22 protein-coding genes are annotated in these 22192 nt (G+C 71.9%); 4 read left to right on the top strand and 18 right to left on the bottom strand.

Annotated elements, in window-relative coordinates:
- Positions 1–84: 84 nt before the first annotated feature.
- The 14 genes from ACF1GV_RS33025 to ACF1GV_RS32960 all read right to left on the bottom strand — a co-directional run bounded on the left by ACF1GV_RS33025 (position 85) and on the right by ACF1GV_RS32960 (position 16299).
- Positions 85–630, bottom strand: coding sequence for a hypothetical protein (locus ACF1GV_RS33025; RefSeq protein WP_391688211.1), 546 nt, complete (start codon positions 628–630; stop codon positions 85–87).
- A gap of 65 nt (positions 631–695) precedes the next feature.
- Entirely contained in the window at positions 696–1250 is a 555-nt protein-coding gene (locus tag ACF1GV_RS33020; RefSeq protein WP_391688208.1) for a GNAT family N-acetyltransferase, read from the bottom strand.
- Positions 1228–3471, bottom strand: coding sequence for an MMPL family transporter (locus ACF1GV_RS33015; protein ID WP_391688205.1), 2244 nt, complete (start codon positions 3469–3471; stop codon positions 1228–1230). Before ACF1GV_RS33015 ends, ACF1GV_RS33020 begins: the two co-directional genes overlap by 23 nt.
- Positions 3472–3739: 268 nt before the next feature.
- Complete coding sequence (gatB, locus tag ACF1GV_RS33010; RefSeq protein ID WP_391688202.1) at positions 3740–5254, bottom strand: Asp-tRNA(Asn)/Glu-tRNA(Gln) amidotransferase subunit GatB; 1515 nt, start codon at positions 5252–5254, stop codon at positions 3740–3742.
- A gap of 15 nt (positions 5255–5269) precedes the next feature.
- On the bottom strand, positions 5270–5509 hold the full coding sequence (locus tag ACF1GV_RS33005) for a hypothetical protein (RefSeq protein WP_103782893.1): 240 nt from the start codon (positions 5507–5509) through the stop codon (positions 5270–5272).
- Positions 5506–7002 (bottom strand): Asp-tRNA(Asn)/Glu-tRNA(Gln) amidotransferase subunit GatA, encoded by a 1497-nt coding sequence (gene gatA / locus ACF1GV_RS33000; RefSeq protein WP_391688199.1) that lies wholly within the window; start codon positions 7000–7002, stop codon positions 5506–5508. The genes ACF1GV_RS33005 and gatA overlap by 4 nt, the downstream gene beginning before the upstream one ends.
- Positions 7003–7007: 5 nt before the next feature.
- Positions 7008–7304 carry an Asp-tRNA(Asn)/Glu-tRNA(Gln) amidotransferase subunit GatC gene (gatC, locus tag ACF1GV_RS32995; protein ID WP_004925108.1) on the bottom strand — a complete coding sequence of 99 codons (297 nt, stop codon included), beginning with the start codon at positions 7302–7304 and terminating at the stop codon, positions 7008–7010.
- Between the two features lie 285 nt (positions 7305–7589).
- Positions 7590–8084, bottom strand: a complete 495-nt coding sequence (locus ACF1GV_RS32990; RefSeq protein WP_391688196.1) for a cupin domain-containing protein — start codon at positions 8082–8084, stop codon at positions 7590–7592.
- Between the two features lie 48 nt (positions 8085–8132).
- Positions 8133–8504 (bottom strand): DUF4267 domain-containing protein, encoded by a 372-nt coding sequence (locus tag ACF1GV_RS32985; RefSeq protein ID WP_391688194.1) that lies wholly within the window; start codon positions 8502–8504, stop codon positions 8133–8135.
- Positions 8505–9127: 623 nt separating this feature from the next.
- Positions 9128–11482: a putative bifunctional diguanylate cyclase/phosphodiesterase gene (locus ACF1GV_RS32980; RefSeq protein WP_391688191.1), complete on the bottom strand. Its 2355-nt coding sequence runs from the start codon at positions 11480–11482 to the stop codon at positions 9128–9130.
- A gap of 259 nt (positions 11483–11741) precedes the next feature.
- Positions 11742–13937, bottom strand: coding sequence for an NAD-dependent DNA ligase LigA (gene ligA, locus ACF1GV_RS32975; protein ID WP_391688188.1), 2196 nt, complete (start codon positions 13935–13937; stop codon positions 11742–11744).
- A gap of 15 nt (positions 13938–13952) precedes the next feature.
- Entirely contained in the window at positions 13953–14960 is a 1008-nt protein-coding gene (locus tag ACF1GV_RS32970; protein ID WP_391688185.1) for a methionine synthase, read from the bottom strand.
- A gap of 82 nt (positions 14961–15042) precedes the next feature.
- Positions 15043–15741, bottom strand: coding sequence for an SDR family oxidoreductase (locus ACF1GV_RS32965; protein ID WP_391688183.1), 699 nt, complete (start codon positions 15739–15741; stop codon positions 15043–15045).
- Positions 15742–15759: 18 nt separating this feature from the next.
- Complete coding sequence (locus tag ACF1GV_RS32960; RefSeq protein ID WP_391688180.1) at positions 15760–16299, bottom strand: TIGR00730 family Rossman fold protein; 540 nt, start codon at positions 16297–16299, stop codon at positions 15760–15762.
- Positions 16300–16352: 53 nt separating this feature from the next.
- Here ACF1GV_RS32960 and ACF1GV_RS32955 point away from each other — a divergent pair, with 53 nt between their 5' ends.
- Complete coding sequence (locus tag ACF1GV_RS32955) at positions 16353–16676, top strand: DUF427 domain-containing protein (RefSeq protein ID WP_363262321.1); 324 nt, start codon at positions 16353–16355, stop codon at positions 16674–16676.
- 37 nt (positions 16677–16713) lie between these two features.
- Complete coding sequence (locus ACF1GV_RS32950) at positions 16714–17526, top strand: alpha/beta fold hydrolase (RefSeq protein ID WP_391688176.1); 813 nt, start codon at positions 16714–16716, stop codon at positions 17524–17526.
- A gap of 12 nt (positions 17527–17538) precedes the next feature.
- Here the strand turns inward: ACF1GV_RS32950 and mnmA are convergent, their stop codons facing one another.
- On the bottom strand, positions 17539–18669 hold the full coding sequence (gene mnmA / locus ACF1GV_RS32945) for a tRNA 2-thiouridine(34) synthase MnmA (RefSeq protein ID WP_391688173.1): 1131 nt from the start codon (positions 18667–18669) through the stop codon (positions 17539–17541).
- A gap of 60 nt (positions 18670–18729) precedes the next feature.
- On the opposite strand from mnmA, the gene ACF1GV_RS32940 reads away from it, so the two are divergent.
- Positions 18730–19374, top strand: coding sequence for an N-acetylmuramoyl-L-alanine amidase (locus tag ACF1GV_RS32940; RefSeq protein ID WP_391688170.1), 645 nt, complete (start codon positions 18730–18732; stop codon positions 19372–19374).
- 283 nt (positions 19375–19657) lie between these two features.
- On the opposite strand, the gene ACF1GV_RS32935 is transcribed toward ACF1GV_RS32940, so the two are convergent.
- From ACF1GV_RS32935 to ACF1GV_RS32925, 3 genes are all read right to left on the bottom strand, one after another.
- Positions 19658–20827 carry a cysteine desulfurase family protein gene (locus tag ACF1GV_RS32935; protein ID WP_391688167.1) on the bottom strand — a complete coding sequence of 390 codons (1170 nt, stop codon included), beginning with the start codon at positions 20825–20827 and terminating at the stop codon, positions 19658–19660.
- 120 nt (positions 20828–20947) lie between these two features.
- Positions 20948–21214: a DUF4190 domain-containing protein gene (locus tag ACF1GV_RS32930; RefSeq protein WP_391688696.1), complete on the bottom strand. Its 267-nt coding sequence runs from the start codon at positions 21212–21214 to the stop codon at positions 20948–20950.
- A gap of 47 nt (positions 21215–21261) precedes the next feature.
- On the bottom strand, positions 21262–21429 hold the full coding sequence (locus ACF1GV_RS32925) for a hypothetical protein (RefSeq protein WP_361627903.1): 168 nt from the start codon (positions 21427–21429) through the stop codon (positions 21262–21264).
- Between the two features lie 132 nt (positions 21430–21561).
- Here ACF1GV_RS32925 and ACF1GV_RS32920 point away from each other — a divergent pair, with 132 nt between their 5' ends.
- A complete protein-coding gene (locus ACF1GV_RS32920) occupies positions 21562–22188 on the top strand; it encodes a TetR family transcriptional regulator (protein ID WP_391688164.1) in 627 nt (208 codons plus the stop codon).
- Positions 22189–22192 lie beyond the last annotated feature (4 nt).

Below are 22192 nucleotides of genomic sequence, written 5' to 3'. Positions count from 1 at the left end.
CGCGCCGCGCGGGGCCTTAGACGCGGGCAAGGGGACTCAGGGCCGCCGTAAGGCACTGCGGTGGTCCTAAGACCACCGACGGCGTCAGCTCGTGGCGGGCAGGCCCAGGAGTACGTCCGTGTACTTCAGGACCGCCAGGAGCAGACCGATCACGCCGAGCGAGACACCCGCCCAGGCGACCGACTTGATCCACGGCGCCTGCGGCCGGCCGGGGGCGCCGAACGCGGGCCGGGCGAGCACGACCACGCCCACGACCAGCGCCGCCAGCGCGAACAGGCCGGCCCACAGCGCGGTGGCCTGCCAGGCGTCGCCGTAGCCCTCCTTGACCATCGTCGCGACGCTCGAGGACGACGAGGTGTGCAGCTGGCCGATGAGCGACTCGCGCGCGGAGGCCACGGTGCCCGTCCAGCCGCCGGTGAGCGAGACGACGCCCAGGGCGGCGGCGACGACGGCGCCGGCGCCCTGACCGACCCCGGAGGGACCGCCTTCCTGCTGCTCGGCTTCCCGCGCTTGCGCTGCGGGCGTCTCCTGCTCGGTCCGCGTCTCGTGGTCGGTCTGCGTCTCCTTATCGGTCTCGGTCGCCTCGTCGGCCGGCGTCGCCGCGGCCTCGTGCTCAGTCTTGGTAGCCATGTTCCGCACCGTACGGACGGAGTCTGAGAGGCGCCTTAATGATCGTCACCGGCCGTCGGCGCGCGTCACGCGCGTGCCGCGCGCCATTCGGGGGCGAGCACCGACCAGACCTCCAGGTCGTGCCGTTCGCCGTGGTGGAGGTAGGCCGCGCGCCGCACCCCGTCGCGGGTCATGCCGAGGCGGCGGGCGACGTTGATGCTGGGAACGTTGCCGGCGGAGGCGACCCACTCGACGCGGTAAATGCCGCGCTCCTCGACGGCCCAGTCGATGAGCACCCGCATCGCCCGGGTGATCAGCCCGCGCCCGGTCGCCGCCGGTTCCAGCCAGCAGCCGACCTCGCAGGTGCCGTTCTCGGCGTCGAAGTTCAGCGTGAGCACGCCGCCGACGAGCGTGCCGTCCAGCCACAGCCCGTGCAGCGAGGCGGTGCCGGCGGCGCGCATGTCGGCGTAGCGCTGGAGTGCCTCGCGCGCCGTGGGGATGTCGACGGCCTTGGACCCGAAGGGAACGTACTGATTGATGAACGCGCGTCCCCGCTCCAGGTGCGCCAGGAACTCCTCGGCGTGCCAGGGCTCCAGCGGCCGCAGCCGGGCTCCGTCGTCACCCAGGGATATCGCGTACATCCTGCTGCCGCTCCTTCGCCAGTACGTCCGCCACCTCGGCGTCCGTCGCAGCGGCCAGCCTCTCATGGGCGGCGCGGCACTCGGGCGGCTCGATGCTGATGCGGGGCAGGACGCGGTCCAGGCTCCGCGGCAGCCACCAGTTTGCGGCGCCGAGCAGGTGCATCAGGGCGGGCACCAGCAGGGTGCGCAGGACGAAGGCGTCCAGGGCGACGGCGGAGGCCAGCGCTATGCCGAACATGGCGATGACCCGGTCGCCGCTGAGGACGAAGGAGAGGAAGACGGAGATCATGATGACCGCCGCGGAGTTGATCACCCGGCTGGTCTCGGCGAGCCCTATGCGTATGGCGCGCCGGTTGTCGCCGGTCTCCAGCCACTCCTCGTACATCCGGCTGACCAGGAAGACCTGGTAGTCCATGGAGAGCCCGAAGAGGACCGAGACCATGATCACGGGGAGGAAGGGCTCGACGGGGCCCGCGCGGCCCAGTCCGAGCAGTTCGCTGCCCCAGCCCCACTGGAAGATCGTGACGACGACGCCGAACGCGGCGGCGACGGCGGCGATGTTCATCACGGCCGCCTTGAGCGGGATGCCGACGGACCGGAAGGCGAGCAGGAGCAGCAGACAGCCCAGGCCGATGACCACGCCGACGAAGAGGGGCAGCTTGCCGACGATGACGCCGGCGAAGTCGTCGTAGGAGGCCGTGACTCCGCCGACGTACACGTCGAGGGAGGTGCCGGCCTCGGCGCGGGGCAGCACGTCGGTGCGCAGCCGGTCGACGAGGTCGCTGGTGGCCTGCGACTGCGGCGCGGACTCGGGGACGACGGTGAGGTACGCGGTGTCGCCGCCGGGGCCGTAGGTCACCGGGGTAACTGAGGCGACACCGCGGGTACCGCGCACGGTGGTGTCGAGATTGTCGAGGGCGAGTCTGTCCTGGGCGCCGTCTACGCGCGTCACCAGGGTGAGCGGGCCGTTGACGCCCGGCCCGAAGCCGTCCGCGAGGAGGTCGTAGGCCTTGCGGGTGGTCGTGGTCTGCGGGTCGTTGCCCTGGTCGGAGGTGCCGAGGTGGAGAGAGAGCGTGGGCAGCGCGAGCAGGGCGATGACGGCGACGGCGAGGCCGCCGAGCTTCTTGGGGTGGCGCTCGACGAACGCCGACCAGCGGGCCGCGAGCCCGGTCGGCAGCTCCGGCTGCGGCCCGTGCTCGGTCAGCCTGCGCCGTTCGCGGCGGCTGAGAGCGCGCATGCCGATGAACGACAGCAGGGCGGGCAGCAGGGTGACGGAGGCGGCGACGGTGAGCACGACGGTCAGCGAGGCGGCGATGGCGACGCCGTTGAGGAAGCTCAGCCGCAGGATGAGCATGCCGAGCAGGGCGATACACACGGTCGCACCCGCGAAGACGACGGCGCGTCCGGTGGTGGCGACGGCGTTGGTGGCGGCCTCGGTGACGCTCAGCCCGCGTTTGAGTCCGCGTCGGTGGCGGGTGACGATGAACAGCGCGTAGTCGATCCCGACGCCGAGCCCGATGAGCATGCCGAGCATGGGCGCGAAGTCGGCGACGGTCATGGCGTGCCCGAGCAGTTCGATCCCAGCGTAGGCGGTGCCGACCCCGATCAGGGCGGTGGCGATGGGCAGCAGCGAGGCGGCGAGCGAGCCGAAGGCGAGGAGGAGCACGAGCGCGGCGACGGCCACGCCGACGACCTCGGCCAGGTGTCCGCCGGACGTCTTGGTCAGCCCGATGGCGCTCCCGCCCAGCTCCACCTGGAGCCCGTCGCCCTCGGCGGCCTTGGCGGTGTGCACCACGGTCTGTGCCTCGGCGGCGGTGAGGTGCTCGACGGTGTCGGCGAAGGTCACGGTGGCGTAGGCGGTGTGCCCGTCGGCGCTGATCCGGCCCGCGCCCTGGCCGCTGTACGGGCCGCTGACTGCCACCACGCCGGGCAGGTCGTCGATCTTCTCCAGCGTGCGGGTCATGGTCTGCTCCACGTCGGCGGCGCGGACGGTGCCGGACGTGGTGTGCCAGACGACGGTGTCGCTGTCGCCGCTCATGCCGGGGAAGCCCTCTGCAAGCAGCTCGGCGGCGTGGCCGGCCTGGGTGCCGGGGACGTCGTAGTCGTTGGAGTAGGCGGAGCCGGCCACGGCGGCGGCAGCGGTGACCCCGCCGAAGGCGAGGAGCCACAGCAGAACGGCGATCAGGCGCCGTCGAACACACCAGCGTGCAAGGGCTGCCACGTACCTGCTCCCAGAGTGACTGAATTGTGGATCTTTGACTGGGAACAGTGGTCCATCAACCGAACAGCCCGCAAAGAACGCATGAGCAATGCCTAGTCACTCTTACAGGTGGAAATGATCGTTTGCGGCTTTCGTGGCCTTGTTCACAGCTGTTGGGAGTCAGGTCACAGGACAATCGTCGGAACTCTGTCACCTGCTGTGGCGTCACTCACATGCGGCAGGCCCCGGGGACCGTGTCCCCGGGGCCTGCCGTGCGCGTGGGTGGTGCTCAGCCCTCGCTGACGCCCAGCTTGTCGAGGATCAGCTCCTTGACGCGGGCCGCGTCGGCCTGGCCGCGCGTGGCCTTCATGACGGCGCCGACCAGGGCGCCGGCGGCGGCCACCTTGCCGCCGCGGATCTTGTCCGCGATGGCCGGGTTGCCGGCGATGGCCTCCTCGACGGCGGCGGTGAGCGCACCCTCGTCGGAGACGACCTTCAGGCCGCGCTTGTCGACGACCTCGTCCGGCGTGCCCTCGCCGGCGAGGACGCCCTCGATGACCTGGCGGGCCAGCTTGTCGTTCAGGTCGCCCTTGGCGACCAGCTCGGTCACCCGGGCCACCTGCTGCGGCGTGATCGCCAGCTCGTCCAGCGAGGTGCCGGACTCGTTGGCGCTGCGGGCCAGCTCACCCATCCACCACTTGCGGGCGGAGGCCGCGTCGGCGCCGGCGTCGATGGTGGCGACGATCAGGTCCAGCGCACCGGCGTTGAGGATCGCCTGCATGTCGGTGGCGGAGATGCCCCACTCGGTGAGCAGGCGGGTGCGGCGGGCCAGCGGCATCTCGGGCAGGGCCGCGCGGATCTCCTCGACCCACTCGCGGGAGGGCGCGACCGGCACCAGGTCGGGCTCCGGGAAGTACCGGTAGTCCTCGGCCTCCTCCTTCACGCGGCCCGAGGTCGTGGACCCGGTGTCCTCGTGGAAGTGGCGGGTCTCCTGGATGATCGTGCCGCCGGAGGAGAGCACGGCCGCGTGGCGCATGATCTCGAACCGGGCCGCACGCTCCACCGAGCGCAGCGAGTTGACGTTCTTGGTCTCGCTGCGGGTGCCGAACTTCTCGGTGCCGTTGGGGCGCAGCGACAGGTTCACGTCGCAGCGCATCTGGCCCATCTCCATGCGGGCCTCGGACACGCCGAGGGCACGGATGACCTCACGCAGCTCACGGACGTACGCCTTCGCCACCTCGGGCGCGCGGTCGCCGGCGCCGACGATCGGCTTGGTGACGATCTCGATGAGCGGGATGCCGGCGCGGTTGTAGTCCAGCAGGGAGTGGGACGCGCCGTGGATACGGCCGGTGGCGCCGCCGACGTGCGTCGACTTGCCGGTGTCCTCCTCCATGTGGGCGCGCTCGATCTCCACGCGGAAGGTCTCGCCGTCCTCCAGCTGCACGTCGAGGTAGCCGTTGAAGGCGATCGGCTCGTCGTACTGGGAGGTCTGGAAGTTCTTCGGCATGTCCGGATAGAAGTAGTTCTTCCGGGCGAATCGGCACCATTCGGCAATCTCGCAGTTCAGCGCGAGGCCGATCTTGATGGCGGACTCGACGCCGGTCGCGTTGACGACCGGGAGCGCGCCGGGCAGACCGAGGCAGACCGGGCAGGTCTGGCTGTTCGGGTCGGCGCCGAGCGAGGTCGAGCAGCCGCAGAACATCTTGGTCTTGGTGCCGAGTTCGACATGGACCTCGAGGCCCATGACGGGGTCGTACGACGCGAGTGCGTCCTCGTACGACACCAGGTCGGTCGTGGTGGTCACGGTGAAACTTCCCTCTCAGCCCAGCAGGACGTCGTCGTCGCCCAGTCGCTTCAGCTCGCGGTACAGGATGGCGAGGCCGGTGACGATCGCGACCGCGGAGACGGTGGCGTCGATCAGCCGCAGCGTGTCCTGCTCGGCGCGGGCCTTCTTGATCTGCTTGGCGACACCGAGCGCGCCGAACGCGGTGGTGGCCATCGACAGGTACGTACCGGACTTGGACTTCTTGAAGTCCTTGGCCTTGGACAGCTTGCTCACAGCGACGGAGCCTCCTCCAGGAGCGGGTGCCCCCACTTTTCCACGAAGGCGGCCTCGACGGCGGCGCCCACCTTGTACAGGCGCTCGTCCTTCATCACCGGGGCGATGATCTGCAGGCCGACCGGGAGATTGTCCTCCGGGGCGAGACCGCAGGGCAGGGACATGGCCGCGTTGCCCGCCAGGTTGGTCGGGATGGTGCACAGGTCCGCGAGGTACATCGCCATCGGGTCGTCGGCGCGCTCGCCGATCGCGAAGGCGGTGGTCGGGGTCGTCGGGGAGACGATCACGTCGACCTGCTCGAAGGCCGTGTCGAAGTCCTGCTTGATCAGCGTGCGGACCTTCTGCGCGGAGCCGTAGTACGCGTCGTAGTAGCCGCTCGAAAGGGCGTACGTGCCGAGCATGATGCGGCGCTTGACCTCGGGGCCGAAGCCGGCCTCGCGGGTGAAGGAGGTGACCTCCTCCGCCGAGTGGCTGCCGTCGTCGCCGGTGCGCAGGCCGTAGCGCAGGCCGTCGAAGCGGGCCAGGTTCGAGGAGCACTCGGACGGCGCGATCAGGTAGTACGCCGACAGCGCGAGGTCGAAGGACGGGCAGTCCAGCTCGACGATCTCGGCGCCCAGCTTCTTGAGCAGCGCGACGGACTCGTCGAAGCGCTGGATGACGCCGGCCTGGTAGCCCTCGCCGCGGAACTGCTTGACGACGCCGACGCGCATGCCCTCGACGCTGCCGCTGCGGGCGGCCTCGACGACCGGCGGGACCGGGGCGTCGATGGAGGTGGAGTCCAGCGGGTCGTGGCCGGCGATCACCTCGTGCAGCAGGGCCGCGTCCAGGACCGTGCGGGCGCAGGGACCGCCCTGATCGAGGGAGGAGGAGAAGGCGACCATGCCGTAACGGGAGACCGCGCCGTAGGTCGGCTTCACGCCGACCGTGCCGGTGACGGCGGCCGGCTGGCGGATGGAGCCGCCGGTGTCGGTGCCGATGGCCAGCGGGGCCTCGAAGGCGGCGAGCGCGGCGGAGGAACCGCCGCCGGAGCCGCCGGGGATCTTGGTGAGGTCCCACGGGTTGCCGGTCGGGCCGTAGGCGCTGTTCTCGGTGGAGGACCCCATGGCGAACTCGTCCATGTTGGTCTTGCCGAGGATGACGACGTCGGCGGCCTTCAGCTTGCGCGTGACGGTCGCGTCGTACGGCGGGATCCAGCCCTCGAGGATCTTCGAGCCGACGGTCGTGGGCACGCCCTCGGTGGTGAAGATGTCCTTCAGCGCGAGCGGGACGCCGGCCAGCGGGCCGAGCTTCTCGCCGCGCTCGCGCTTGGCGTCCACGGCACGCGCCTGGGCGAGCGCGCCCTCGCGGTCGATGTGCAGGAAGGCGTGCACCTTCTCGTCGACGGCCTCGATCCGGGCCAGGTGGGCCTCGGTGACCTGGACGGCCGTGAGTTCGCCGGAGGCGATCTTCTCGGCGATCTGCGCGGCCGTGAGCTTGATGATGTGGTCCGTCATGGTGGTCACTCCTCCCCCAGGATCTGCGGCACCTTGAAACGCTGCTGCTCCTGGGCGGGGGCGCCGGAGAGCGCCTGCTCGGGGGTGAGCGAGGGACGGACCTCGTCCGGCCGCATGACGTTGGTCAGCGGGAGCGGGTGCGAGGTCGGCGGTACGTCTTGGTCGGCGACCTCGCTGACGCGGGCCACCGCGCCGATGATGTCGTCCAGCTGTCCCGCGAAGTGGTCGAGCTCTTCGGGCTTCAGCTCCAGACGCGCCAGCCGGGCGAGGTGGGCGACCTCCTCGCGCGTGATGCCAGGCATGCAGCGATCCTCTGGGGTGAGTGTGTGTGGTTCGGGCCGGGGGCTGGCGTCTCATTTCCGCCGTCCGGCCGAGGGGCGGGCCGCGCGGCGTTTGGTGCGTGCGATCGCAAGGCGCCGGAGCGCCCTCGTGGCGGAGCCACGTGGGCGGTTCGGCAACGCGGCGAGCGTGCGTGCCAGGCGTCGTGCGGCAGGCGGAAATGTGACGCCAGTGCCCAATCCTATGGGGCAGGGGCCCGTGCCTGTTAAACGGTTTGCCGGGGGCCTCACGGGCGGCCCGGTCCGGGGTCAGCCGCGGCGCTTCTCCCAGGCCTCGCTGCGCAGGAAGTGATTGTCGTACAGCTCCTGTACGTCGAGGAGGCTCTCCGGGGCGGCCTCGCCGAGCCGGATGCGCTGCAAGTGGCGGAAGTACTCGAAGCGCTCGACGCCCGGGGTGATGACGATCAGCAGGTCCGCCGAGGCTCCGGGGACGGCGGCGAAGGCGTGCGGGCGGTCCGGCGGGACGATGATCAGGTCGCCGCGCTCGGCGGTGACGACGTCGTCGCCGGACAGGACGTCGGCGGCGCCCTCGAGCAGGTAGAACATCTCCGCGGAGTGGTGGTGCACGTGCGGCTTGGCGCCGTCGGCGCCCTCAGCGAGCGTCACGCGCACGGTGGACAGCGCGCCGCCGCTGGCGCTGCTGTCGGCCAGCAGCTTGACGGCGACGGGGTCGCCGCCGACCACTTCCGCCTCGGCGTCCCGGACCAGCACGGTCTCGTCGAACTTCGGTACGAAAAGCGACATGACGTATCCCCCTCGTTTCTCCGCGGTCGGACCGCGTCACCACTGCGGTCAGACCGCGAAGAGCAGTCCGGCACTGATCAGTACAACGCACGCGGTGGCGAAGTGGATCCCGAAAGCGACGGCTTTCGTGCCGCCGTTGCGCAGCACGATCAGCGTGTCGAGGAACGGGACGAGTGCCACGCAGGCCATGAACCAGGCCTCGGCGCGGGCTCCCACGAAGGCGAGCAGGGTGAGGCCCAGCAGTCCGAAGGTGCCGTCCCTGAGTCCCTTGACCGACAGGTAGGCGCGGGCGTCGCCGCGCGGGTCGGCCGGGACGCCGTAGCCGGCAGCGGCGGGGGCGGGCTGGAACCAGAAGCGGTATCCGAGGAACAGGCAGAACAGGTCGAGCAGAACGGCCAGGCTGTAGGCGGTGACGGTCATGGGGTCCCCCGTGATGGTTTTCTAGCAACGCTAGGAACAAGAGCGACGCTAACACGAGCTCCGGCAGATCGACTAGCGTCGCTAGAATTCCTGCCGTGACGATCCAGTGGCGCCGGGAGCGCGGCTGCGCGCCGCCCGCTCGGCGGCGAGCGGGGCGCGGAGGCGCGGCGGGGTGAGGAAGACGCGGCGGGGTGAGGAAACGTGCTGCTTCACCCCGGTGATGACGACCGGGGGTCCTTTCACGGCGAGGTCACGACGCCCGGCCGCGGCATCGCAGGGCGGAGAAGCCCGCCCGCTTCACCACGGCGTGGAGCCACCCCGGCCCCTTCATCGCGGCGTGACGAGCCCGGCCGCTGCGCGGCGGGGGTGGAGAGGCCCGCCGCTTGACGCGGCGCACAAGACACCCCGGTTCATTTCACGGCGGCGTGAGGACGCCCCGGCCGCCTCACAGCCGGCTGGGGGAGCCCGCCCGCTTCACAGCGGGTCGAGGGAACCCGCCCCCTTCACTACGGCGGATGGCGACCCGCCCACTTCACCGCGGGTTGACGGAACCCGCCCGTCTCACCGCAGCGGGACGACACCCGGCCGCTCGCCGTGAGGTCGCTGCGCCGGGACTCGCGTCGTCAGCTGACTCGGCCCGGGTCGTCCACCGTGGCGGCGGGGAGCGCTGCCGCGGGGCGCTGCCAGCCGCGGGAGCCGCGGGCGCGCAGCCAGGCGGTCGTCTCCTCCGGTGGCATCGCGGCGGCGACCAGCCAGCCCTGGACGGCGTCGCAGCCCAGGTCGCGCAGCCGCTCCCAGGTCTCGTCGTCCTCGACGCCCTCGGCGACGACCAGCAGGCCCAAGGAGTGGGCGAGGTCGACGGTGCAGCGCACGATCGCGGCGTCCTCGGCGTCCACCGCGAGCCGGGCCACGAACGAGCGGTCGATCTTCAGCTCGCTGACCGGCAGCCGGCGCAGGTGCACCAGGGAGGAGTAGCCGGTGCCGAAGTCGTCCAGGGACATCTTCACGCCGTGGCCGGTGAGCCCGGCGAGGGTGTCGGCGGCGCGCTGCGGGTCCTCCAGCAGCACGTGCTCCGTTATCTCCAGCTGCAGCGAACCGGCCGGGACCCCGTGCCGGGCCAGCCGGGCGGCGACGGAGCCGGCGAAGCCGGGGGTGTGCACGTCGCGCGGGGAGACGTTCACGGCGACCGGGACGAACAGGCCCTGCGAGCGCCACTCGGCGACCTGGGCGAGCGCGGTGTCCAGGACGTACTCGGTGAGGTGCGGCATCAGGCCGGAGGACTCGGCGATCGCTATGAACTCGTCCGGCGGCACCTTCCCGCGCTCGGGATGCACCCAGCGCACGAGTGCCTCGAGGCCGGCCACCTGGCCGTCGAAGCGGACCTTGGGCTGGTAGTGCAGCTGGACCTCGTGGGCGTCCAGCGCCCGGCGCAGATCGCCGAGGAGTCCGAGCCGGTCGGGGGTGTTGGAGTCGCGCTTGGACTCGTAGACCTCGACCCCGGTGCGGTCCCGCTTCGCCTGGTACATCGCCACGTCGGCGCGGCGCAGCAGGCCCTCGGCCTCCAGCGCGTGGTCGGGGAAGACGGCGACGCCGGCGCTGGCCTCCAGCACGAGCGTGAGCCCGTCGAGATCGAGCGGTGAGCTGAGGTCGGCGACCAGGCCGCGGGCGACGCGCATCGCCGAGGTCGTGGAGTCGGCGACCGGCAGTAACACGGCGAACTCGTCACCGCCGAGCCGCGCCACCTCGGCGCCGCGCGGCAGGGCCAGCCGCAGCCGGTCGGCTATCTGGAGCAGCAGCCGGTCCCCGGCCAGATGACCGAGGGTGTCGTTGACCGATCGAAAACGGTCCAGGTCGATCAGCACGAGGGCGGCACGGGCGCCGATGCGCTCGGCGTCGTCCAGTGCGGTCCAGATGCGTTCCAGCAGCCACTGGCGGTTGGGCAGTCCGGTGAGCGGGTCGCGCAGCTGCTCTTCCGCCCGGGCCCGGGCTATCCACAAGGTGGAGTCCAGGGCGATCAGCGGGATGGAGAACAGCGGCAGCAGCACCGGCTTGGTGCTGGCCACCACGCACACCAGCGGGGCTATGCCGAGCAGGGCCACGGCGACCAGGCCCTGCCTGACCAGCGCGGTGCGCGCGACCGTGGGCAGTCCGCCGGAGCGCGGCGCGTGCAGGTACCACAGCAGGATCCGGGTCACGGCGAGGTAGGCGACCGCGACGAGCACCACCTCGGGGGCGGTGTAGAAGGTCCACGCGTCGGGGTCCGAGGGCGCCTCGACGGTCGGTACGGCACCGAAGGCGGCCAGCACCAGCGCGCCGGCGCCGATGCCGAGCAGGTCCACCGCGCCGTGCAGCACCCCCTGCCGCCAGCGGTGGCGGCGGGCTATGCCGACCAGGACGACGACGGTGAGGCTGACCATGCCGGCCGGCACCCAGCCGTAGAGCAGCAGGACGGCGAGGGTGAGGGCGGCGCCGGAACCGGTGCCGCCCCACCAGCGGGCGCGGCCCAGCATGACCAGGTGGCCGACGATGATGCCGGTCAGCAGCGCCAGCGACCAGCCGACCGCGCCGGACGGGAAGAGGGCGTGGCCGCCGGTGAAAGCACGGTAGAAGCCGGCGCCCAGCACGAACCCGGCGGCCGTGACGACCGTGACGGGCAGCGGGGGCCAGGACAGGTGGCGTTCGTGGTCGGCGCCGGGCAGGGCCGTGGCGGGGCGGGAGGGATCGAGCCCGCCGGGGCGGACCCGGCCGACGCGGACCCGGGTGGCGCTGAGCCGGGTGGTGGCGTCGCGCCCGTCGGCGGCCGTCAGGCCGGCGCCGAGCCGGGCGGAGGACATGCCGTCGGCGCCCGGGTATGCGGGGGCGGCGCGCTCGCGTGCGCCGCCGCGCCCCATGGCGCGTGTCACCCACCGGCTCCCCCGCCACGCGCCCGCCACACGGCGCAGCCGTGAGCCGGGGGCGGTGCTCTCGGTCGGTTCCATTCCCGTCCCTCTCACAACCGGCGGTGCCCACGCCTCGCGGCCCGATGCCCGACTTCCCTCAACGGCTCCGCGTTGGAAAACCCTTCCCCTCGCCCATCACGAGCGCGAGGATGCCCCGACCGCAGCTGGGCACGGCAGGCGCATATCTCAACAGTAGGCCGCGGACGCCTTCCTCGGGCAGCGGTCGCCGACGGTTGCCCGAATGCGCCCCGGCCACCCCTATGCATCTGATATGCGCCGATCGGGTGGCCTTCAACCGCTACTCCTCGGCCGAAAGAGCGACGTCCGCCGCGGCCTCCGGGCCCTGGTCGAGCAGGACGTTGAAGCCCTCTTCGTTCAGGACGGGCACCTTGAGTTGCATCGCCTTGTCGTACTTCGATCCGGGGTTGTCCCCCACAACGACGAACGCGGTCTTCTTCGACACCGAACCGGTCACCTTGGCCCCGCGGCTCTGCAGCGCGTCCTTGGCCCCGTCCCGGGTGAAGTGCTCCAGGGTGCCGGTGACGACGACGGTAAGCCCTTCCAGCGGGCGGGGTCTGTCGTCCTCGCCGGTGCTCTCCTCCTCCATGCGGACGCCGGCGGCCTTCCACTTGCGCAGGATCTCCTGGTGCCACTCCTCGGCGAACCACTCCTTGAGGGAGGCGGCGATGATCGCACCCACGCCGTCGGTGTTCGCGAGCTCCGGCTCGCTGGCCTGTTCGATGCGGTCGATGGAGCGGAACTCCCGGGCGAGCGCCTCGGCGGCGACCGGGCCGACGTGCCGGATCGACAGCCCGGTGAGGATGCGGGCGAGCGGGCGCTGCTTGGCCGCCGCGATGTTCTCCAGCATGGCCAGGGCGTTCTTCTTCGGCTCGCCCTGCTGGTTGGCGAAGACGGTGGCGATCTTCTCCTCGCCGGTCTTCGGGTCCCGCTTGGGCAGACCGCTGTCCTGGTCCAGGACGTACGCCTTGATGGGCAGCAGCTGCTCGACGGTCAGGTCGAACAGGTCGCCCTCGTCCTTCAGCGGCGGGTCCGCCGGCTCCAGCGGCTTGGTGAGGGCGGCCGCGGCGACGTACCCGAAGTGCTCGATGTCCAGGGCCTTGCGGCCCGCGAGGTAGAACAGGCGCTCACGCAGCTGGGCCGGGCAGGCGCGGGCGTTGGGGCAGCGCAGGTCGACGTCGCCCTCCTTCATGGGCCGCAGCGGCGTGCCGCACTCGGGGCACTCGCTCGGCATCACGAACTCGCGCTCGCTGCCGTCGCGCAGGTCGACCACGGGGCCGAGGATCTCGGGGATGACGTCGCCGGCCTTGCGCAGCACCACCGTGTCACCGATGAGGACGCCCTTGGCCTTGACGACGTCCTGGTTGTGCAGCGTGGCGAACTCGACCTCCGAGCCGGCCACCGTCACCGGCTCGACCTGCGCGTACGGCGTGACCCGGCCGGTGCGGCCGACGCCGACGCGGATGTTGACGAGCTTGGTGTTGACCTCCTCCGGCGCGTACTTGTACGCGATCGCCCAGCGCGGCGCCCGCGCGGTGGAGCCGAGGCGGCCCTGGAGGCGGATCTCGTCGAGCTTGACGACGACGCCGTCGATCTCGTGCTCCACCGAGTGCCGGTTCTCGCCGAAGTAGGCGATGAACTCACGGACGCCGTCGAGGTCGTCGACCACCTTGTTGTGCCGGGAGGTGGGCAGGCCCCAGGTCTTCAGCAGGTCGTATGCCTGGGAGAGCCGGGTCATCCCCGAGTAGCCCTCCAGGACGCCGATGCCGTGGACCACCATGTGCAGCGGGCGGGTGGCGGTGACGCGCGGGTCCTTCTGGCGCAGCGAACCGGCGGCGGCGTTGCGCGGGTTGGCGAAGGGCTTGTCCCCCGCCTCGACCAGGCGGGCGTTGAGCTCCTCGAACTTCTCTCCGGGGAAGTAGACCTCACCGCGGATCTCCACGAGGTCGGGGACCTCGTCCCCGTCGAGGCGGTCCGGGATCTCGGCGATCGTGCGGACGTTGGGGGTGATGTCCTCACCGGTGCGCCCGTCGCCGCGGGTCGCCGCGCGGACGAGGCGGCCGCGCTCGTAGGTGAGGTTCACGGCGAGGCCGTCGACCTTCAGCTCGCACAGGAAGTGGTACTCCTGGTCGCCCAGTTCGCGCGCGATGCGGTCGGCCCAGGTGGCGAGCTCGTCGTCGTTGAAGGTGTTGTCGAGGGAGAGCATGCGCGAGCGGTGCTCGACGGAGGTGAACTCCGTCGCGTAGGAACCCGCGACCTTCTGGGTCGGCGAGTCCGGCGTCCGCAGCTCCGGGTACTGCTCCTCCAGCGCCTCCAGCGTCTTCAGGAGCTTGTCGAAATCGGCGTCGCTGATGACGGGAGCGTCGTTCACGTAGTACCGGAAGCGGTGCTCCTCGATCTGCTCAGCGAGCTTGGCGTGCTTCTCACGTGCCTCGGCGGGCACTGCCGTCTCCGCCTGCTGCTTGTCGCCGGCCACCGTGTTGTCCTCCCGTTACTCTGGGTTGTCCGCGAGGGATCTCGCCGCCCGGACGCAGTGGGCGAGCGCCTGGCGCGCGTACGCCGGGGAGGCGCCCGCCAGCCCGCACGCCGGCGTCACCGTGACCGCCTGAGCGAGCAGCCCCGGGTGCAGGCCCAGCCTGCGCCACAGCGTCCTGACACCCATGACGCTACCGGCAGGGTCTGACAACGGGCCGTCCGTGCCCGGCACGACACCGGCGAACAGCCGGGTGCCGCCCTCGACCGCCTCCCCGATCACCTCGTCGTCACGCTCGGTGAGCAGGGAGAAGTCGAAGGAGACGGCCGCCACGCCGGTCCGGCGCAGCAGGGCGAAGGGCACGTCGGGGGCGCAGGAGTGGGCCACGACGGGGCCGCCGGCGTGCACCGCGACGGTGTCGCGAAGGGTGGCCTCGACGACCTGCCGGTCGACGGCGCGGTGGGTGCGGTAGCCGCTGGCCGTTCTCACCTGGCCGCGCAGGACCGAGGTGAGGGACGGCTCGTCGAGCTGGAGGACGAGCTGGGCGCCGGGGACGCGCCGCCGGACCTCGGCGAGGTGGAGCCGCAGCCCCTCGGTGAGGGAGGCGGCGAGGTCGCGGCAGGCGCCCGGGTCGGAGAGGGCGGCCTCGCCGTTCCTGAGCTCCAGGCTCGCGGCGAGCGTCCACGGGCCGACCGCCTGCACCTTCAGCGGCCCGGTGTAGCCCTGCGTGAACTCCTCCAGCGCGTCGAGGTCCTCGACGAGCCAGGACCGGGCCCGCTTGGTGTCGCGGCCCGGCCGGTCGCCGAGCCGCCAGCCGCTGGGCTCCACGCGCGCGTACAGCTCGACGAGCATCCCCGCGGTTCGGCCGATCATGTCCGCGCCGGGGCCGCGGCCGGGCAGCTCCGGCAGAAACGGGAAGTCCTCGAAGGACCCGGTGACGGTCTTGACGGCCTCGCGGGCATCGCCCCCGGGCATCGACCCGACCCCGGTGGCGCCCGCGAACCTGAACTGGCTGTTTTCGCTCACGCCTGAAGCCTACGTAAGCGTCACCGAGGGTCCTTCGCCGACTGCCTGTGGCCGGGCAGCCCGGCGCCGTGCCCGCGTGGGATCAGCGCCCCGGCCGCACCGTCAGGTCGTTGACCTCCGCGTCGCCCGGCAGGTCGATCGCCATCAGGATCGCCGTCGCGACCGACTCCGGGTCGATCCAGCGGGACGGGTCGTACTCCTTGCCCTCCTGCTGGTGGACCTTGGCCTGCATGGGGCTGGCCGTGCGGCCGGGGTAGACGGAGGTGACGCGGACGCCGCTGCCGTGCTCCTCCTGGCGCAGGGAGTCGGCGAGGGCCTTCAGGCCGTGCTTGGAGGCCGCGTACGCCGACCACTCGGCGTGCGCGTTCAGGCCGGCGCCGGAGTTGACGAACACCACGTGGCCGCGGGCGGCGCGCAGCTGGGGCAGCAGCAGGCGGGTCAGTTCGGCGGGCGCGATCAGGTTGACGCTGAGCTGGTGGCGCCAGGACTTCGGGGTCAGGTCGCCGACCCGGCCGAGGTCGACGACGCCCGCGATGTGCAGCAGCGAGTCCACGCGGTCCGGCAGCGACTGGTGGGACAGCGCCCAGGACAGCTTGTCGGGGTCGGCGAGATCGCCGACCAGGGTCTGCGCGCCGGGGAACGCGGCGGCCAGCTCCTTCGCGCGGCCCGCGTCGCGCGCGTGCAGCACGAGGTCGTCCCCGCGCGCGTGCAGACGGCGGGCGACGGCCGCGCCGATACCGGAACCGGCTCCGGTGATCACATGTGTAGCCATGCCCGCCATGCTCGCATCACCGCCGGCTCAGACGATGCCCTGGCTCTCCTCCAGGTAGGCCAGCGCGCCCACCGGCTCCTCGGCGAAGAACACCAGGTCGGTGAGCGGGCGGGGCAGGAAGCCCTCGTCGTCCATGCGCCGGAACTGCTCCTTGAGGCCGTCGTAGAAGCCCGCGGTGTTCAGCAGCACCACCGGCTTGTCGGCGTGGCCGTGCTTCTTCAGCTCCAGGATCTCGGTGGCCTCGTCGAGCGTGCCGGTGCCGCCCACCATGATCACCACCGCGTCGGCCTTCTCCAGCAGCAGCCTCTTGCGCTCGGCGAGGTCCTTGGCGATCACCATGTCGTCGACGCCCGGGCGGACCTTGGCCGCCAGGAAGTCCACCGAGACCCCGCACAGCCGTCCGCCGGCCTCCTGCACGCCGTCCGCGACGACCTTCATCAGGCCGACGTCCGAGCCGCCCCACACGAGCGTGTGGCCGCCCTTGCCCAGCAGTTCGGCGAACTCGCGCGCGGGACGGGTGTAGCGGTCGTCGAGGTCGGCGGCGGAGAGGAAGACACAGATACGCATGAGGCCCACCGTACGCGGGAAGAACCGGCGCCCGGAAAGCGCTGTTCTTCGACATGACCCGAGGACACACCATCACCGTCGAGCGAAGCGACCGGCACGTGCGCGTGGTGCACGACGGCCAGGTCCTGGCCGAGAGCGACCGCCCGCTCGTCCTGCACGAGACCGGCTGTCCGCCGCGGTACTACCTGCCCGCCGAGGACGTCCGGCTGGAGCTGCTCACCCCTTCCGACACCCGCACCCACTGCCCGTTCAAGGGCACGGCGTCCTACTGGTCGCTGCCCGGCGCCCCCGACCTGGTGTGGTCGTACCCGGACCCGAAACCGGACGTGGCGCAGATCGAGAACCACCTCTGCTTCTACGAGGTGGAAGTGTCGTGACCGCTCGGCCGCGTCATCTGCGGCAGTCTGCTCTGCCATGGAGAAGCAGGAGAAGCAGGACGGTAAGCACAGGCTGACGGTGGTGTCGCGGGACGGCACCCGCATCGCCGGTGAGCGCCACGGCGACGGCCCGCCCGTGATCCTGGTGAGCGGCGCGATGTCCACCGGGGGCACGCTGGCCCCGCTGGCCGAGCGGCTGGCCGGGCACTGCACGGCCGTGGTGTACGACCGCCGGGGCCGCGGCGAGAGCGGTGACACGGCGCCGTACGCGGTCGAGCGGGAGGTCGAGGACCTGGCCGCGCTGATCGACGCGGTGGGCGGTGAGGCGGCCCTGTTCGGCGTCTCCTCGGGCGGCGCGCTGGTCATCGAGGCGGCGGCGAGCGGGCTGCCGGTCCGTCAGGCGGGTGTGTACGAGGTGCCGTACGCGGACTTCCTCGAGGGCGGTGCCGAGCAGCAGGCCGCCTACGCGCGGAACCTGACCGCGGCGCTCGCCGAGGACCGGCGCGGGGACGCGGTGGAGCTGTTCCTGCGCCTGACCGGGCTCGGCGAGGAGGTGATCCGGGGCGCGCGCCAGTCCCCCATGTGGGCCGGTATGGAGGCGGTCGCCCCCAGCCTGGCGTACGACGCCGCGGTGATGGGTGACGGCCTGCTGCCCCGCGAGCGGGTCGCCGCGCTCCCCGTGCCCCTGCTGGTGGTGGCCGGCGGGGCGAGCCCGGCGTGGATGCTGGCCGCGAACCGGGCGCTCGCCGAGGCGGCGCCGCGCAGCGACCACCGGGTCCTTGAGGGCCAGACCCACATGGTGGAGCCGGACGTGCTGGGCCCGGTGCTGACGGACGTCTTCTGCGGGTGAGGCCGGCTCGGGTCAGGCCACGCCGGCCGTCGCGCGCGTGGTCGTCGCGATCGTCGCCGAGCCCACCACGCGCGTGCCGTCGTACAGGACGATCGCCTGGCCGGGGGCGACGCCGCGGACCGGTTCGGTGAAGGTGACGCGCAGCTCGCCGTCGGCCAGTTCGGCGGTGACCTCGGTCTCGTCGCCGTGGGCGCGCAGCTGCGCGGTGTAGGTGCCGGGGCCCGCCGGGGCCGTGCCGCACCAGCGCGGCTTGATCGCGGTCAGGGCGGTCACGTCCAGGGCGGCGGCCGGGCCTACGGTGACGGTGTTGTTCACCGGGGAGATGTCGAGGACGTAGCGGGGCTTGCCGTCGGGGGCCGGGGTGCCGATGCGCAGGCCCTTGCGCTGGCCGATGGTGAAGCCGTACGCGCCCTCGTGGGTGCCGATCCGGTTGCCGGCCTCGTCGACGATGTCGCCCTCCGCCTTGCCGAGGCGCCGGGCGAGGAAGCCCTGGGTGTCGCCGTCGGCGATGAAGCAGATGTCGTGCGAGTCGGGCTTCTTGGCGACGGCGAGACCGCGCCGCTCGGCCTCCGCGCGGATCTCCTCCTTGGTGGTGACCGTGTCACCGAGAGGGAACATCGCGTGCGCGAGCTGCTGCTCGTCCAGCACGCCGAGGACGTACGACTGGTCCTTGGCCATGTCGGAGGCGCGGTGCAGCTCGCGGGAACCGTCCTCGCGGACGATCACCTGGGCGTAGTGGCCGGTGCAGACCGCGTCGAAGCCGAGGGCGAGCGCCTTGTCGAGCAGCGCGGCGAACTTGATCTTCTCGTTGCAGCGCAGGCAGGGGTTCGGGGTGCGGCCGGCCTCGTACTCGGCGACGAAGTCCTCGACGACGTCCTCGCGGAAGCGGTCGGCGAGGTCCCACACGTAGAACGGGATGCCGATGACGTCCGCGGCGCGGCGGGCGTCCCGGGAGTCCTCGATGGTGCAGCAGCCCCGCGCGCCCGTGCGGAAGGACTGGGGGTTCGCGGAGAGCGCGAGGTGGACGCCGGTCACGTCGTGGCCCGCCTCGGCGGCGCGGGCCGCGGCGACGGCGGAGTCGACGCCGCCCGACATGGCGGCGAGGACGCGGAGGGGACGGGAGCGCTGCGGGGTGTCAGTCATAGCCCTTCCAGGGTACGGGGGCGCGGGAACCAGGAGTGCCGGATATGCGTTGACGACCACATGGGGGATGCGAAGAACGATGGAGACCGGCGGATCGGGCGGCGCGCGCTGCTGCTCGGCGGTGCGGCGGCCGCCGCGGGCACGGCGGTGCTGGCCCGCGACGAGCTGGCGCATCTGTGGTGGCGGCTGCCGGGGGTGGAGAAGGAGCGGGTGGCGGGCGCGGTCGACTTCCGGGGCGCCCAGTGGGTGGCGGCGTCGACGGCGAACTACCGCCTGGCCGACCGGCCCGACGACTACCCGATCGACCGGGTGGTCGTCCATGTCACGCAGGGCAGCTACCGCAGCGCGGTGAAGGTGTTCCAGGACCCGGGCCACAAGGCGGCGGCGCACTACATCGTCCGCCAGGACGGGCACGTCACGCAGCTGATCCGCGAGCTGGACGTGGCCTTCCACGCGGGCAACCGGGAGTACAACGAGCGCAGCGTCGGCATCGAGCACGAGGGGTTCGTGGACCGGCCGGCCGACTTCACCGCGGCTATGTACGCGGCCTCGGCGCGGCTGACGGCCGGGATCTGCCGGCGATACGGCATACCCGTCGACCGGGAGCACATCATCGGCCATGTGGAGGTGCCGGGCACGGACCACACCGACCCGGGGCCGCACTGGGACTGGGACCGCTATCTGGCCCTGGTGCGGCGGGCGTAAAAATTACCCATTACCCCCTTTCTTTGCGCCGATCCCGTTCTATCCTGGTTTCAGGCCTACGAGGCGAGTGAGGGAGTTCGACCGGAGTAGCCGACTTGAGCGAGAAGCCCCGGCTTCCGCTGAGGCCGACGTCGACGGTCGGGCTGAGAGGCCGGACGGTTCACGACCGGAAGGCGACCCCCAGCACCTGATCCGGACCATGCCGGCGAAGGGAACCCGCTTCGTAGGTCCCTTCGCGTTCCCCGCCTTCGCGTGCCCCCCGCCTGCCCGAAGGCCGTCCGTCCTACGTCAGTCCCGCCGCGCGGGCCCGTTCGACGGCTGGACCGATGGCCTTGGCCAGCGCCTCGACGTCGGCCTCGGTGGAGGTGTGGCCGAGGGAGAAGCGCAGGGTGCCGCGGGCCAGGTCGGGGTCGGCGCCGGTGGCGAGCAGGACGTGGCTGGGCTGGGCGACGCCCGCGGTGCAGGCGGAGCCGGTGGAGCACTCGATGCCCTGGGCGTCCAGCAGGAGCAGCAGGGAGTCGCCCTCGCAGCCGGGGAACGTGAAGTGCGCGTTGGCCGGCAGCCGGCCCTCCGGTGCGGGGTCGCCGCCGAGGATCGCGTCCGGCACCGCCGTACGGACCGCGTCGATGAGCTGGTCGCGCAGGGCTCCTATCTCGCGGGCGAACCACGCGCGCTGCTGTGCGGCGAGGCGGCCGGCGACGGCGAAGGAGGCGATCGCGGGGACGTCGAGGGTGCCGGAGCGGACGTGGCGCTCCTGGCCTCCGCCGTGCAGGACGGGTACGGGGCTGTACTCGCGGCCGAGGAGCAGGGCACCGATGCCGTAGGGGCCGCCGATCTTGTGGCCGGAGACGGTCATCGCGGCGAGGCCGGAGGCGGCGAAGTCGACCGGGACCTGACCGAAGGCCTGGACCGCGTCGGAGTGCAGCGGGACGCCGAACTCGGCGGCGACGTCGGCGAGTTCGCGGACCGGCTGCAGGGTGCCGATCTCGTTGTTCGCCCACATGACGGTGGCCAGCGCGACGCCGTCGGGGTCGCGGGCGATCGCCTCGCGCAGGGCGTCGGGATGGACCCGGCCGTGGCTGTCCACGGGGAGGTACTCGACGGTGGCGCCCTCGTGCTCGCCGAGCCAGTGGACGGCGTCCAGGACGGCGTGGTGCTCGACGGGGCTGGCCAGGACCCGGGTGCGGGCCGGGTCGGCGTCGCGGCGGGACCAGTACAGGCCCTTGACCGCCAGGTTGTCGGCCTCGGTGCCGCCGGAGGTGAGGACCACCTCGCTGGGGCGGGCGCCGAGTGCTTCGGCGAGGGTCTCGCGGGCCTCCTCGACCGTGCGGCGCGCCCGGCGGCCGGATGCGTGGAGGGACGAGGCGTTGCCCGTGATGCTCAGCTGGGCGGTCAGGGCCTCTGCCGCCTCCGGGAGCATCGGGGTGGTCGCGGCGTGGTCGAGGTAAGCCATGGTGTGCCGATTCTACGGGGCCCGTGCGGGCGGCCTCGGCTCCAGGGCGGCCGGGCTGCCTCACATGCGTTCACGGCGATTGCGGCACCCGACCCCGGCTCCACGACGCGGTCGTATCCCTCAGAAGCTCCAGGACACCGAGTTGTCCGCCTGCATGAACGCGAACAGGACGACCAGGTCGGCCACGCCCAGCGTCAGGCCCAGGTACGCGCGGCCGCGGCGGGCCGTGCCGCGCCACAGGGCGACGCAGGCCAGGGCGATGGATATCGGGCCGAGGAAGAGGTTGAGGACGAGCAGGCCCAGCAGGCCCAGGATGAACGAGGCGACGGCCATGCCGTCGGTGTCGCGGGTGCCGGTGCGGCGGGTGGCCGGTGCGGTCAGTTGCATGAGGGTCAGCTCCCGACAGTCGAAGTCGTGGTGGGACGTGCGGACGGTCACCGGGCCGGCGTGCCCCGCCGGCGGGCGTGGCGCTCGCGGACGGCGAAGACGGCCAGCCAGACGGCGATGACCACGGCCGCGATCGCGGTGAAGGACAGCGGCGCGTGGGCCACGGTGCCCATGACGACACCGAGAAGCAGAAGTGCGGCGACGAGGAAGAGCATGGGATGAAGCCCCCTCCGAGATGCTCTCGTGAAGTTTCGGTGAACGCTTGTAGCAACACTTGTTCACTGACTACCCAGTCTAGCGCGCTCCACGGCTTTTCAATTCCGGAGAACAGTTGTTAACTGCATGGTATGAGTCACATCCTCGGCGTCCGGCAGGCCCAGAAACTGAAGACCCGCCAAGCCCTCCTGGACGCGGCGCTCGGCCTGCTGGAGGGGCAGAGCCTGAGCAGCCTGGGTCTGCGCGAGGTCACCCGCGCGGTCGGCGTCGCCCCGACCGCCTTCTACCGCCACTTCCGCTCCATCGAGGATCTGGGCGTGGCGCTGGTCGAGGAGGCGCTGGGCAGCCTGCACCCGATGATCAGGACGACGGTGTCCACGGCGGGCGACCACGAGGAACGCATCGTGCGCGCCGTCGAACTGATCGCCCGTCACGTGGACGCGTACCCCGCACATGTCCGTTTCATCGCCCGCGAGCGACATGGCGGCGTCCAGCGGGTGCGGGAGGCGATCCGCGAGCAGCTGGCCCGGTTCGGTGACGAGGTGAAGGCCGAGCTGGCCAAGGACCCGGTCTCCGCGGGCTGGAGCGAGGACGACCTGCTGATGCTGGCCACGCTCTACGTCGACCAGATGCTCATCACCGCCTCGCTCTTCCTGGAGTCCCTGGAGGCGCCCGGGGCGGAGCGGGAGCGGGTCACTCAGGTGGCGACCCGCCAGATGCGGCTGATCACCATCGGCCGCCGCCACTGGCTCGACTGAGCCG

The organism is Streptomyces sp. NPDC014006 (assembly GCF_043088925.1).
GTDB lineage: Bacteria > Actinomycetota > Actinomycetes > Streptomycetales > Streptomycetaceae > Streptomyces.
Note: the sequence above shows the minus strand (reverse complement) of the source record. Positions and strands in the feature narration are given on the sequence as shown.

What these genes read in the sequence shown, in the direction of transcription:
- ACF1GV_RS33025 (WP_391688211.1), bottom strand. Translation starts at nt 630, where the DNA reads ATGGCTACCAAGACTGAGCACGAGGCCGCGGCGACGCCGGCCGACGAG.
- ACF1GV_RS33020 (WP_391688208.1), bottom strand. Translation starts at nt 1,250, where the DNA reads ATGTACGCGATATCCCTGGGTGACGACGGAGCCCGGCTGCGGCCGCTG.
- gatA (WP_391688199.1), bottom strand. Translation starts at nt 7,002, where the DNA reads ATGACGGACCACATCATCAAGCTCACGGCCGCGCAGATCGCCGAGAAG.
- gatC (WP_004925108.1), bottom strand. Translation starts at nt 7,304, where the DNA reads ATGCCTGGCATCACGCGCGAGGAGGTCGCCCACCTCGCCCGGCTGGCG.
- ACF1GV_RS32990 (WP_391688196.1), bottom strand. Translation starts at nt 8,084, where the DNA reads ATGTCGCTTTTCGTACCGAAGTTCGACGAGACCGTGCTGGTCCGGGAC.
- ACF1GV_RS32985 (WP_391688194.1), bottom strand. Translation starts at nt 8,504, where the DNA reads ATGACCGTCACCGCCTACAGCCTGGCCGTTCTGCTCGACCTGTTCTGC.
- ACF1GV_RS32980 (WP_391688191.1), bottom strand. Translation starts at nt 11,482, where the DNA reads ATGGAACCGACCGAGAGCACCGCCCCCGGCTCACGGCTGCGCCGTGTG.
- ACF1GV_RS32965 (WP_391688183.1), bottom strand. Translation starts at nt 15,741, where the DNA reads ATGGCGGGCATGGCTACACATGTGATCACCGGAGCCGGTTCCGGTATC.
- ACF1GV_RS32960 (WP_391688180.1), bottom strand. Translation starts at nt 16,299, where the DNA reads ATGCGTATCTGTGTCTTCCTCTCCGCCGCCGACCTCGACGACCGCTAC.
- ACF1GV_RS32955 (WP_363262321.1), top strand. Translation starts at nt 16,353, where the DNA reads ATGACCCGAGGACACACCATCACCGTCGAGCGAAGCGACCGGCACGTG.
- ACF1GV_RS32950 (WP_391688176.1), top strand. Translation starts at nt 16,714, where the DNA reads ATGGAGAAGCAGGAGAAGCAGGACGGTAAGCACAGGCTGACGGTGGTG.
- mnmA (WP_391688173.1), bottom strand. Translation starts at nt 18,669, where the DNA reads ATGACTGACACCCCGCAGCGCTCCCGTCCCCTCCGCGTCCTCGCCGCC.
- ACF1GV_RS32940 (WP_391688170.1), top strand. Translation starts at nt 18,730, where the DNA reads ATGGGGGATGCGAAGAACGATGGAGACCGGCGGATCGGGCGGCGCGCG.
- ACF1GV_RS32935 (WP_391688167.1), bottom strand. Translation starts at nt 20,827, where the DNA reads ATGGCTTACCTCGACCACGCCGCGACCACCCCGATGCTCCCGGAGGCG.
- ACF1GV_RS32930 (WP_391688696.1), bottom strand. Translation starts at nt 21,214, where the DNA reads ATGCAACTGACCGCACCGGCCACCCGCCGCACCGGCACCCGCGACACC.
- ACF1GV_RS32925 (WP_361627903.1), bottom strand. Translation starts at nt 21,429, where the DNA reads ATGCTCTTCCTCGTCGCCGCACTTCTGCTTCTCGGTGTCGTCATGGGC.
- ACF1GV_RS32920 (WP_391688164.1), top strand. Translation starts at nt 21,562, where the DNA reads ATGAGTCACATCCTCGGCGTCCGGCAGGCCCAGAAACTGAAGACCCGC.